Below are 11,605 nucleotides of genomic sequence, written 5' to 3' on the forward strand. Positions count from 1 at the left end.
ACCCCAAAAATCGAGCGTTAAGGATAAACTAAAAAGAGGCCGTCTTCCTTTGAAGACGGCCTCTCGTATCGACTGAATGAATATTGTCTATTTCCTGCGCAGGTTCGGGTGCGGGGCAGGCACCGTATTCGGTCCTTCTTCGCCGGTGGCGTCCTTCAGGTCGATGGTGTTCTCTTCACCACCGCTCTGACCATAGCGGAAGATAAACCGGTCGGAGCTAATCCCTTCTTTTTCAACGAGATAGTTAATGACAGCATTAACGCGATCCCAGCTGAGCTGTTGAGCGGCCTTGCTGGATTCACCATAGCCGATGACAGCTACCCTACAGTTGGGGTTGTCTTTCATCTTCTGGGCAACGGTAGACAGCAGCTGCTTGTGCTCTTTCGTCAGGTTGACCGAACGGCCCTTGAAGGTGATGCTGGGCAGATCGCCGATGCCGCACTTGTGGCCATAGCCCAGACCAGCGGAATCGATGAGATTCTTGAGGTCCTTGCAACATTGCGGATCAGGGCATTTCCCTACTCCGTCGGCGTCAACGGGCTGACACTGGGTCGGAGTGATCTTTTCCTTATCCTTGTAGTCGGGTACACCGTCACCATCCGTATCCAGGCTCACGCCGTGGGTATCAACCGGGGCGCCCTTGGGGGTATTGGGTTCCAGGTCGAACTGGTCGGTAACACCGTCACCATCGGTATCATCCAATATCGGTTTCGGCAGTTTCATGTGACGGGGCTGGTTGATCTCGTTGTAAGCATAATCCAGGGGATTGAGCCACCAGAGAGGTTCGACAGCATGTTTGGCGAAGATGTTGTAGTTGAGGCCCAGGGAAACAAAATTGTATTTGTCGCTGGAAGGCACCTGCGCGATGCTGTTGGTGGATCCCGGCGTGTAGTTGTTCTGCCATTGCTGGCCGGCCAGCAACTTTGTCCCCGTAAAGGAGAACTTGTCTTCCAGCGCGATGTTCCAACGGTCGTTCAATTTGAACTCGAAGCCCACACCGGTCACACCCACGATGGTGAGCGGTACGCCGCCGAGCTTAGCACTCGTGGTAGGCCTTTCGGCTATATGGTTCCAGTTGCCGGTAAGTACGTTCTTGAGGGCACTGCGGATATCACCCTTATGTTTGTAATCTTCCACCGGGAATTGGTTGATCACATTCTGATACCCCTGTAGATAGCTGCCATCCTGCTTGTACAGCGTTCCATAAGTCATGGGGCCGGCGCCGACAAACACATAAGCATTCCAGCCGGTCTTTGCCTTGTGGAAATTAATATTGTTGAAGGCGAATAATGCCTGGAAGGTAAGTTCGTGCACCGTCGAACGGTAGTTATAAAAGATAGGCGCATAGGTGCCGTTTGCTTGCTGCGGGTACAGGATCGGCAGCGTCAGGGCTGAGTTCTTACCGTAGGACTGCGAATACTGGTAATTCAAGCCTCTCAGGCGGATCCAATCGTATTCTGCTCTTATGGAAACCACATAGCCCAGGGCTTTCCGGATATGGAAACCGAAACCACCCGTAGGACCCCAGTTAGCGACGGAAGTAAAACCGGAAGTATACCCTCCTTTGACTCCGATCTCCCATTCATTCCTTGGCTTAGCCGGAAAAGGATAAGCGTTGTTCAAGAATTCGTTGTGCTGTGCAAGTCGTCTTGTAGGAATGAGCGAAGAATCCCGAATATCATAGCTGCTGCCCACTGTCTGGGCCTGCGTGTATGACATAAGCAGGCAGAGTAACCCAAATAAAAGAGTCATTTTTTTACTTGCCATAACTGAAGTTTATGTGAATGAATGAATTAAACCTGAGAAGAATATGGTGCAAAAATAGATATTGATGATCAATAACCAAATTTTTTTAACAATACATATGAAATAAAAGTTGTATTGCGACCGCCGTTAGACAGCCTGAATTTAAAATTAGATGCATTCATCTGAAAATATTTTCAAAGTAGTAATATTGTTCTTCCGTTCAACTTATACGGGTCGATCCTGTATAGGGTTGTCATTACCATTATCTATAAATGAAGACAGCACAATCCATATTACGCGAAGAGCTGGTAGTTTTCGAAAAGACGTTCAAGGAAGCGGTGAAGAGCCAGACCCCTTTGCTGGACAGGATCATGCAGTTCATCGTCAACCGGAAAGGCAAACAGTTGAGGCCCATGTTCGTGCTGCTTTCCGCCAAACTATGCGGCCCCGTCAATGAATCCGCCTACCGGGCAGCATCCCTTGTGGAATTGCTGCACACTGCAACGCTCGTGCATGACGACGTGGTAGATGAATCTCTCGAGCGCAGAGGCTTCTTTTCGACCTATGCATTATGGAAATCCAAGATATCCGTCCTCGTAGGCGACTACCTGCTGTCGAAAGGGCTGTCGCTTTCCCTCGATAATGGCGATTTCCGGGTCTTACAGTTGCTATCAGACGCAGTTCGCAAAATGAGCGAGGGGGAATTGCTTCAGATGGAGAAATCGAGATCCCTCAATTTAAGTGAAACTGTTTATTTCGAGATCATCCGTAACAAGACCGCCTCCCTGCTGGCCTCTTCCTGTGCCGCAGGCGCGTTTGCGACATCCCATGACGAGGTGCTTACCGAGAAGATGCGGTTGTTCGGTGAGAAAGTGGGTATCGCTTTCCAGATAAAGGATGATCTGTTCGACTATGGCTCGGAAAACGTCGGTAAGCCCACCGGCAATGACATAAAGGAGAAAAAGCTGACCTTGCCACTGATCTACGCCCTCAACAACCTGGACAAGGCCACCCGGCGGGAAATGATCTTTATTATTAAGAACAAGAACAAAGATCAGGAGAAGGTACAATATGTCATAAAGAAAGTAGCCGAAACGGGAGGCATCGAATATGCCACCCAACGCATGTATACCTACCGGGATGAAGCCCTGGCTATCCTGCACGAGTTTGAAGATAGTGATGCCCGTAAGGGGCTTGAAGAACTGGTCCGTTATACCACGGACAGGAGATATTAAAAATGGACAAACTCTGGAACATATTGCCCGCGGATACCAGGGAGGTCCGCGCGCTGCAGGCATCCCTGGGGATCAATGAATTCCTCTGCCGGATACTGGTACAGCGTGGGGTGCAGACCTTCGACCAGGCGCGCAGCTTCTTTCGCCCCCAGCTCGCCGACCTGCATGATCCCTGGTTGATGAAAGACATGGACAAAGCCGTCGAGCGGATCCTCCTGGCCCGCCAACGGCAGGAGAAGATCCTCGTCTACGGGGATTACGATGTGGATGGGACAACGGCAGTAGCCTGTGTTTTTCAATTCCTCCGGAAATGCTGTCCCCCCGAAAAGATAGATTTCTACATCCCGCACCGCTACCGGGAAGGATATGGGATCTCCCGGCTGGGCATCGACCACGCCCACGCTGGCGGCTTTACCCTGGTCATTTCCCTTGACTGCGGTATAAAATCAGCCGACCTCATTGCCTATGCCGGCAGCCTGGGCATCGATTTCATCGTCTGCGACCACCACCTGCCGGACGCCGAACTCCCGCAGGCCGCCGCCATCCTGAACCCCAAACAGCAGGGTTGCCCTTATCCTTACAAGGAGCTCTGCGGCTGCGGGGTAGGATTCAAGCTGATCACGGCCCTGGCCGAAAGCCTGGGATTTGGTGCAGAAGAAGCGCTGCAGTATCTCGACCTCGTAGCCATTGCCATTGCCGCAGACATCGTTTCCGTGGACGGGGAGAACAGGGTCCTCTCCTATTATGGATTGAAAAAGGTGAATGAAAATCCCAACAGCGGCATCAGAGCCCTGATCCAGCTGAGCGAACTTCGAAAAGAGTTGAAGATGGTGAACCTGGTGTTTATGATCGCGCCTCGTGTAAACGCCGCGGGGCGAATGGATGATGCCCGGAAAGTGGTCCATCTGTTTACGGCGCCCAGCCTGGAAGAGGCGCTCTCTTACGCGAGCCAGCTGCATGCCGACAATACCGACCGCAAGGAGGCAGACAGCAATACCACCGAAGAGGCGCTGGCTATCCTGGAAAAGGATGCCGGCCATACCGGTCGTAGGTCTACGGTGCTTTATCAACCCCACTGGCACAAGGGAGTCGTTGGCATTGTCGCTTCCCGGCTTATCGAGCGCTATTACCGTCCTACTATTATATTGACCCGCAGCGGAGAAGTCATCGCCGGCAGCGCCAGAAGCGTCAACGGGTTCAATGTCTACGAAGCCATTCATGCCTGCCGGGAACATTTATTGGGCTATGGCGGGCACTTCGCCGCGGCAGGCATCACCCTGCTGCCGGAAAAGGTCGAGGATTTTGCCCGCAGTTTCGAGATGACGGTTGCGGCCACCATCCAACCGCAATCACTGCGTCCCGAACTGATCATTGACACCGAACTGCCCTTCGATGCCATCCGGCCAGGCTTTTATAAAATTTTGGAACAGATGCAGCCCTTTGGTCCAGGCAACACCCAACCGGTGTTTGTAGCCCGCCGGCTGATGGACAAAGGATCACGCATCGTCAAAGAGCACCACATCCGCTTCAGCCTGCAGCAGGGCAGTCTCCAGGCGGACGGCATCGGTTTCGGCCTGGCCGCCAAATTCGCTCTCCTCCAGGCGGGAACACCGGTAGATGTGGTATTCACGCTGGAAGAGAACGAGTGGAATAATATCAAGACCTTGCAATTGAAGGTGATCGACCTTGCGCCAAGCCAGGACGGACCGGAGGTCCGCCGGCCAGAGGCCCATCATTAGCCTTACGCTTCCAGAATGATCTTCGATTTTGCCTCACCGCCCATAAGGTCGACACTGCGCTGGATGAAATACGTCAGGTTATTCCCTTTCAGCAATCCCTGGGACAAAAGCGCAAGATCGGATAGATTATGGACGAGCTTTTCCTGTTTGCTCCTATCGCCTTCTTTCAGGATGGTCTGGTAGATAGGATGGTTGCCGTTTACGGTGAGCGTCACTTCATCCGGCATATTCGCGTAGAAACCGCCCATTGCGCCGTTCATGGCCGCCATATCTTTCATCCGACGCATAAATTCCGGCCGTGTAGCGATGACAGGGGGCGCCTCGGGACTCAACCCTTTTACTTCCACGGTCACGTGAAGCTCGGGCAATTGGCGGTCAAACAATGCTGCCAAGGCAGACTCTTCGTCGCTGGTAAGCACGCTGCCGCTTGCATCGGCCTTGTCGATGAGGTTGTCGACGATATCGGCATCCACCCGGGTGAAATGTACTTTCTCCCATTTGGTCTCCATTTGATTAATGAATGCTGCGTCGACGATGGTCTCCAGTTTGACGACGACAAATCCTTTTGCCTGTGCCTGCTGGATATAGCTATCCTGCTGGACGGGATTGGTAGTATAGAGGATGACCAATTGCTCATTCTTGTTCTTTTGTAGCGCTTCCGTCGCAGCCCGGTATTCTTCCAGGGTATAGAACTTCCCGCCCTTCACATCTTCCATGATATGGAATTTCGTCGCCTTCTCGAGGAATTTGTCATCCGTCATCATTCCGTATTTGACGAATAACCCAAGACTTTCCCACTTCTCTTCGAATTCTTTTCTTTCCTTGGTGAATATCTCCTCCAACTTGTCGGCCACCTTCTTAGTGATGTGGTTATTTATCTTCTTTACATTGGGGTCGCCCTGCAGGTAGCTTCTGCTTACATTGAGCGGGATATCGGGACTGTCGAGGACCCCATGCAGCAGCATAAGAAACTCGGGCACGATATCACTCACCTCATCCGTAACAAAGACCTGGTTGCTATACAGCTGGATCTTGTCTTTCTGGATCTCGTAGCTTTGTTTGATCTTAGGAAAATAAAGAATGCCCGTCAGGTTGAAGGGGTAATCTACGTTCAGGTGGATCCAGAACAAGGGGGCTTCACTATAGGGATACAGCTCCTTGTAGAAATCCTGGTAATCCTGCGATGTCAGTTCGCTGGGCTTTTTCGTCCAGGCGGGCTGGGGATTGTTGATCTGGTTTCCTTCAAACCGGATGGGGATAGGGAGGAAACGGCAGAATTTTTTGAGTGTGGTCCGAATCCTTTCGGCATCCAGGAACTCCGTGCTTTCTTCATTGATATGCAAGACGATGTCCGTACCCCGGTCGGCTTTTTCGGCATCTTCAAGGGTATATTCCGGGCTGCCATCGCATTCCCATTTGACAGCCTGGGCGTTTTCCCGATAGCTTTTGGTGATCACATCCACCCGCTCGCTGACCATGAAGGCCGAATAGAATCCGAGGCCAAAATGCCCGATAATGTTCGTCTCGTTCTGGCCCTTATATTTCTTGAGGAACTCTTCGGCCCCGCTAAAAGCCACCTGGTTGAGGTATTTATCCACTTCCTCTCCCGTCATCCCTACCCCTTTATCAGAGATGGTGATCGTCTTTTTCTCCGTATCTAGTTGAATATCAATAGTCAAATCGTCTAACTCACCCTTCGCCTCACCCAGGGAAGATAAGGTCTTTAGCTTTTGGGTGGCGTCAACGGCATTACTGACCAACTCCCGGATAAAGATGTCATGTTCGCTATAAAGGAATTTCTTGATGATGGGGAAGATGTTTTCGGTTTGAACCCGGATATTTCCTTTTTGCATGGTCGATAGTATTTTATGGTATATTTTATTAGGCCTGTGGCTAAAATCAAAGAAAATGCCATTTGTCGCCGGGCTGACACAGTGTCAAGGATTCCATCCAGTTTTGCTATTTCGACCTAAAACCCGTAGCTTTGCAGCCCGTTTCATATTTTTCAAATTTTTAAACAATTAACAGGGATCATGAACAATTATGAATTGATGGTGATTTTTACCCCTGTGCTGTCTGAGGAGGATTACAAAGCCGCTCAGAAAAAATATGCTTCTTTCGTAAAAGACAATGGCGGAGAAGTACTGCACGAAAATCCCTGGGGTCTGAAATCACTGGCGTATTCCATCCAGAAAAAAACTACCGGTTTATACTGGGTTCTGGAGTACAATGCGCCATCCGACTTCAATGAGAAGCTGAAGATCCAGATTCTCCGCGACGAAACCGTGTTACGTTTCATGGCTACCAAACTCGATAAATACGCCGTCGAGTACAATGCCAAAAAGAGAAGCGGCGTACCTACAGGCACAGAAAAAGTGGGGGCTTAACCGATGGCAAAAGCAAACGAGATCAAGTATCTGACGGCGATAAAGCCTGAGAAACGCGCTAAGAAATTCTGCCGCTTCAAGAAGTACGGTATCAAGTATATCGACTATAAGGATGCCGAGTTTCTCAAGAAATTTCTGAACGAGCAGGGGAAGTTATTACCCCGCCGTATAACCGGCAATTCCCTGAAATATCAGCGGAAAGTGTCGGACGCGGTGAAGAAAGCCCGTCAGATGGCATTACTGCCGTATGTAACAGACCTTTTAAAGTAACACGAAATGGAAATCATTTTAATTCAAGACGTAGATAATCTCGGTTCTGCACACGAAAAGGTAAGTGTACGGAATGGCTACGCCCGCAACTACCTGATTCCCCGCAAATTGGCTGTAGAAGCCAATCCTTCCAACTTAAAGCAGCTGGAAGAGCGGATGAAGCAATTGCAGAAGAAGGAAGCAAAGCTGATGGCCGAAGTAAACAAGGTCATCGAAGTGCTTAAGGCTTCTCCGGTGAAGATCGGCGCCAAAACCGGCACCAGCGGGAAGATCTTTGGCAGCGTCACTTCTGTCCAGCTGGCCCGTGCCATCCGTGACCAGAAAGGCTATGAGATCGATCGTCGCAGGATCCATATTCTTGACGAAGTCAAGGAGTTGGGCACATACAAAGCCAAGGTCGATTTCGGCAACAGCAATGAGGCCGAAGTAGAGTTCGAAGTCACGGCGGAATAATAGATTGCCCTTGCGGGCGATGGTCCTCCGGCCCATCCGAATAGATTGCCCTTGCGGGCGATCGACCTCCGGCCGATCCAAGCTAAAATCCTGCTAATAAAATAGCTGATTAATTGAAAGCTCGCGAATAAATCGCGGGCTTTTTTATTCGTATATCTACTTTTTTGTTAATACCTTAAAGAATCTCGAATTGAATATGTACAAAATTGCTTTTTGCTGCCTATGAAATCGGCTAAAAACCTGACCAATGCTAAATTTGGGCGATTCAGGGCAAAATTTTAACAAGTAATAAAAATTGCTATCTTTACAATAGCTCTATTTTATTTAGTGTTGTCATTAGGCTGTCGTAACTTCCTATCCAGCGAGATTCCTCAGTCATTATAGTCTAACAGTAGGTAGAGTAGTTTTTTTCATTTTTTAATTTTTTGTACAATGAACATTTATGTAGGCAACCTCTCCTGGCAGATGACCGATGAGGATCTCAGGAACCTTTTTGAACAACACGGCACCGTTGCTTCCGCCAAGATCGTGAAAGACAAAGTTTCCGGTCGCAGCAAAGGCTTTGGCTTCGTCGAGATGGAAGACGACGGCGAGGCTCAGCAAGCCATCACCAACCTGTATGACAGCGAAGTGATGGGCCGCAAGATCATCGTTAACGAATCGCAGCCTAAACAACAAGGCGGCAGCGGTGGCGGTGGTGGTTACAAAAAGCGGAGCTTCGGCGGCGGCGGTGGCGGTGGAGGTTACAAGAAAGGTGGCTATGACCGCGGCGGCGGTGGCGGCTACAACAGGGATTATTAATCTAACCATCGATATCTCTTTGTCTAAAATCCTTTCTGCCAACAGAAAGGATTTTTTATTTGGCTAAAGTTTTTTGCCGTTACCTTGTAGTCAAATCGATTGCTCATGCGCAGAAGAGAATTCATCCGTAACACTTCCCTGGCTACCGCCGGGGTGACAATCCTCAATTTTCCCATACGTGGCAAAATGGCACCCAGCAACAAAGTAGTTGTCGCAGTAATGGGCGTCAACAGCCGGGGGGCCTATCTTGCCAAATCTTTCTCGCAATTACCCAATGTAGAAGTTGCCTACATCTGTGATGTTGAAGCGAAGGCGATTCAAAACGGATTAGCCGCATTAAAGGACGCTCCACGGCAGCCAACGGTCGTTCATGACATCCGCAAACTGGTGCAGCAAAAAGACTTTGATGCCCTCATCATAGCGACGCCCGATCACTGGCATGCACCTGCCGCCATCCTTGGTGTAGCAAATGGCAAACACGTCTATGTAGAGAAGCCCTGCGGACATAATCCGTATGAAGGCGAATTGCTGACCAAGGCCCTTCATACCTACAACAAACATATCCAAATGGGTAGTCAGCGGCGGTCGTTTCCTTCCCTCATCGAAGCCGCAAAGCAAGTGAAGGAAGGCGCCATCGGGAATCCTTACCTGGGTAAGGCCTGGTACGCCAATAATCGCAAGTCCATCGGTTTCGGGAAGAAGGTCCCCGTCCCTTCAACGCTCGACTTCGAGCTTTGGCAGGGACCCGCGCCAAGGAGGGACTACCAGGATAACCTGGTCCCTTACAACTGGCACTGGTTCTGGCATTGGGGGACGGGAGAAGCCTGTAACAACGGGACACACGAGCTGGATTGCTGCCGGTGGTTTATGGGATTGAACTATCCAACCAAGGTGGTTTCCGGCGGCGGACGCTATGCTTTCAAAGACGATTGGCAGACCCCGGATACCCAGCTTGCAACCTTTGAGTTTGCGGAAGGCAAAGCCATCACCTGGGAAGGGCGCAGCTGCAACAACTATCCTGTGGAAGGGAGTGGTCGGGGATTCATCATTTATGGCGACAAAGGCAGTCTCGTAAACCTGGGTGGGGGCGACTATAAAATATTCGACGAAAAGAACAAACTGGTGAAGGAAGTGAAGTCCGAAGTGGCGGCCGATCCCACCAATCCTGTAGCCGCCAGCGGCAACCTCGATCTTTATCACTTCGACAATTTCGTCAAGGCGGTGCGAGGAGAAGCCACACTCACCCAGCCCGTCGATGAAGGCGCCAAGAGCGTGCTGCTCTGCCATCTGGCGAACATCGCGCAACGGACATCGGGCTCCTTCCACTGCGACCCGTCCAACGGGCATATCCTGGACAATAAGGAGGCAGCTGCGCTATGGCGACGCACCTATGAAAAAGGCTGGGAGCCCGTAGTACATACGATGATGGGTTAGTTGGCGGCGATGCGTTACTGCAGGACCCTGATCTTAATGCTCCTGAAACTGACGTCATTGCCATGATCCTGTAGCAGGAGATGCCCTTCGGGCGCTTCGCCGAAACTTTTCCAGATCTTGTATTTGCTGATGGCGACAAGATCCCTGAAGGCCTGAGACCCTCTTTCGTACTCCAGCACTTTTACTCCATTGAGATAATGCTCGACGTGGTTGTTAGGATAGACGATGATGCGGCCGGTATTCCATTGTCCCATCGGGTGGATGAATCGCTTTTGTTTATTGGCCGTGATGAGATCATATAGCGATGCAAGGGTGCGGTCACCATTGCGACCTAATTTGGCATCCGGATGCAACGTGTCATCCAATATCTGGTATTCGAGCCCGATGGCCGAGCCGGTCGTCTTCTCTTCCGGTGCAAGCCGGACGAAGTATTTTACGCCGCTGTTGGCGCCGGGTGTCAGAAGGAAATCGAAGGACAGATCGAAGGCCTTATATACAGCTTTCGTGACGATGTCGCCGCCGGTGCCACCTTCCTTGCCTGCCTTTTCGTGGACGCTGATCATGCCGTTGTCTACGATCCAGCCCGTGTCGGGGAATTTATCTTTATACGCCCCAACCCATTGGTCGGCTTTTTTGCCGTCGAACAGCAGTTTCCAGCCACTATTCTTTTCATAAGTGGTAAGATGGTTGGGAATATTGTCGACGACATAGATACCCGGGGGAAAGGGTTTGGATTGGAGGCCGGTGGTCTGAATGCGGATATTTTTAAAATAGACTTTTCTTCCGGCTAACCCTGCATCGCGTACGGCGTGCACCTGCAGGCCGATGAAGCCGAGATGGTCTACCGTATCGACGAGATAGGCGATGGCCCTGCCGTTGATCCATGTTTTCATGTCATGGCCGATGCATTCGATGCGGATGTGGTTGTATTCGGCGACTTTAAAAGCATCCTGGGCCGTGGGATTCAGCGATCCGGGGTAGAGCCAGTCTCTGCGGCCTTCGTCGTATATGCCACCCGACCAACGGCGAGAGGAAGGATCGATCTCGAATTGGCAGCCATAAACTAGCCCCTTCCCCTGATGTCCTGCCGCATCGTAATGGCTTCTCATCTGAACGCCTGAGTTGCTGGTCGTATCCATGATCTTCACATCCATTTCAAGGATAAAGTCACCATATTCCTTTTCGGTGACGAGGAAGGTGTTGCCGGAATTGGGTACATTGGTGCCAACGATGGCACCATCTTCTACCGTGTATTCGGCGGTGCCGGCCAGTCTTTTCCAGCCGTTTAATGTCTTACCGTCGAAGAGTGGGGTCCAGGATTGGGCAAAGATGGAAGAGGCCAGAAGGAAGCCAGCGAGTGTCAGGATCGATTGTTTTTTCATTGCAAGAATAGTTACTGCAATAAAGGTAAGGGAAGGAAGGAATATCGAGGATGCTAAAAAATAAAAAAGCCCCATCTTTCGATGAGGCTCTTTGTAATGAATATGGCAGCTACCTACTCTCCCGCATTGTGGTGCAGTACCATCGGCCATGAGGGGCT

At 50.7% G+C, this 11,605-nt stretch carries 10 protein-coding genes; 7 read left to right on the forward strand and 3 right to left on the reverse strand.

Annotated features, from left to right (window positions below):
- Nucleotides 1-87: 87 nt before the first annotated feature.
- The gene (locus IEY39_RS27095; RefSeq protein WP_188937537.1) at nt 88-1,719 is read right to left on the reverse strand and encodes an OmpA family protein; all 1,632 of its coding nucleotides are present in this window, start codon (nt 1,717-1,719) and stop codon (nt 88-90) included.
- 299 nt (nt 1,720-2,018) lie between these two features.
- Here IEY39_RS27095 and IEY39_RS27100 point away from each other — a divergent pair, with 299 nt between their 5' ends.
- Together IEY39_RS27100 and recJ are read left to right on the forward strand one after the other, a co-directional pair.
- Nucleotides 2,019-2,981, forward strand: coding sequence for a polyprenyl synthetase family protein (locus IEY39_RS27100; RefSeq protein ID WP_188937538.1), 963 nt, complete (start codon nt 2,019-2,021; stop codon nt 2,979-2,981).
- 2 nt (nt 2,982-2,983) lie between these two features.
- Nucleotides 2,984-4,720, forward strand: a complete 1,737-nt coding sequence (gene recJ, locus IEY39_RS27105; protein ID WP_188937539.1) for a single-stranded-DNA-specific exonuclease RecJ — start codon at nt 2,984-2,986, stop codon at nt 4,718-4,720.
- Nucleotides 4,721-4,722: 2 nt separating this feature from the next.
- On the opposite strand, the gene htpG is transcribed toward recJ, so the two are convergent.
- Nucleotides 4,723-6,573, reverse strand: a complete 1,851-nt coding sequence (gene htpG / locus IEY39_RS27110; protein ID WP_188937541.1) for a molecular chaperone HtpG — start codon at nt 6,571-6,573, stop codon at nt 4,723-4,725.
- A gap of 180 nt (nt 6,574-6,753) precedes the next feature.
- Here htpG and rpsF point away from each other — a divergent pair, with 180 nt between their 5' ends.
- From rpsF to IEY39_RS27135, 5 genes are all read left to right on the forward strand, one after another.
- A complete protein-coding gene (gene rpsF, locus IEY39_RS27115; RefSeq protein ID WP_188937543.1) occupies nt 6,754-7,107 on the forward strand; it encodes a 30S ribosomal protein S6 in 354 nt (117 codons plus the stop codon).
- Between the two features lie 3 nt (nt 7,108-7,110).
- Nucleotides 7,111-7,377, forward strand: coding sequence for a 30S ribosomal protein S18 (rpsR, locus tag IEY39_RS27120; RefSeq protein ID WP_188937544.1), 267 nt, complete (start codon nt 7,111-7,113; stop codon nt 7,375-7,377).
- A gap of 6 nt (nt 7,378-7,383) precedes the next feature.
- A complete protein-coding gene (rplI, locus tag IEY39_RS27125; RefSeq protein ID WP_188937546.1) occupies nt 7,384-7,830 on the forward strand; it encodes a 50S ribosomal protein L9 in 447 nt (148 codons plus the stop codon).
- Nucleotides 7,831-8,262: 432 nt separating this feature from the next.
- The gene (gene rbp, locus IEY39_RS27130; RefSeq protein ID WP_188937547.1) at nt 8,263-8,631 is read left to right on the forward strand and encodes an RNA-binding regulator; all 369 of its coding nucleotides are present in this window, start codon (nt 8,263-8,265) and stop codon (nt 8,629-8,631) included.
- A 105-nt stretch (nt 8,632-8,736) separates the two neighbouring features.
- Entirely contained in the window at nt 8,737-10,065 is a 1,329-nt protein-coding gene (locus IEY39_RS27135) for a Gfo/Idh/MocA family protein (protein ID WP_188937549.1), read from the forward strand.
- A 14-nt stretch (nt 10,066-10,079) separates the two neighbouring features.
- On the opposite strand, the gene IEY39_RS27140 is transcribed toward IEY39_RS27135, so the two are convergent.
- Nucleotides 10,080-11,447, reverse strand: coding sequence for a 3-keto-disaccharide hydrolase (locus IEY39_RS27140; protein ID WP_188937551.1), 1,368 nt, complete (start codon nt 11,445-11,447; stop codon nt 10,080-10,082).
- Nucleotides 11,448-11,605 lie beyond the last annotated feature (158 nt).

Source organism: Puia dinghuensis (assembly GCF_014642875.1).
GTDB lineage: Bacteria > Bacteroidota > Bacteroidia > Chitinophagales > Chitinophagaceae > Puia > Puia dinghuensis.

Coding starts and splice junctions, on each gene's coding strand:
- IEY39_RS27095 (WP_188937537.1), bottom strand. CDS start 1,719: ATGTCATACACGCAGGCCCAGACAGTGGGCAGCAGCTATGATATTCGG.
- IEY39_RS27100 (WP_188937538.1), top strand. CDS start 2,019: ATGAAGACAGCACAATCCATATTACGCGAAGAGCTGGTAGTTTTCGAA.
- recJ (WP_188937539.1), top strand. CDS start 2,984: ATGGACAAACTCTGGAACATATTGCCCGCGGATACCAGGGAGGTCCGC.
- htpG (WP_188937541.1), bottom strand. CDS start 6,573: ATGCAAAAAGGAAATATCCGGGTTCAAACCGAAAACATCTTCCCCATC.
- rpsF (WP_188937543.1), top strand. CDS start 6,754: ATGAACAATTATGAATTGATGGTGATTTTTACCCCTGTGCTGTCTGAG.
- rpsR (WP_188937544.1), top strand. CDS start 7,111: ATGGCAAAAGCAAACGAGATCAAGTATCTGACGGCGATAAAGCCTGAG.
- rplI (WP_188937546.1), top strand. CDS start 7,384: ATGGAAATCATTTTAATTCAAGACGTAGATAATCTCGGTTCTGCACAC.
- rbp (WP_188937547.1), top strand. CDS start 8,263: ATGAACATTTATGTAGGCAACCTCTCCTGGCAGATGACCGATGAGGAT.
- IEY39_RS27135 (WP_188937549.1), top strand. CDS start 8,737: ATGCGCAGAAGAGAATTCATCCGTAACACTTCCCTGGCTACCGCCGGG.
- IEY39_RS27140 (WP_188937551.1), bottom strand. CDS start 11,447: ATGAAAAAACAATCGATCCTGACACTCGCTGGCTTCCTTCTGGCCTCT.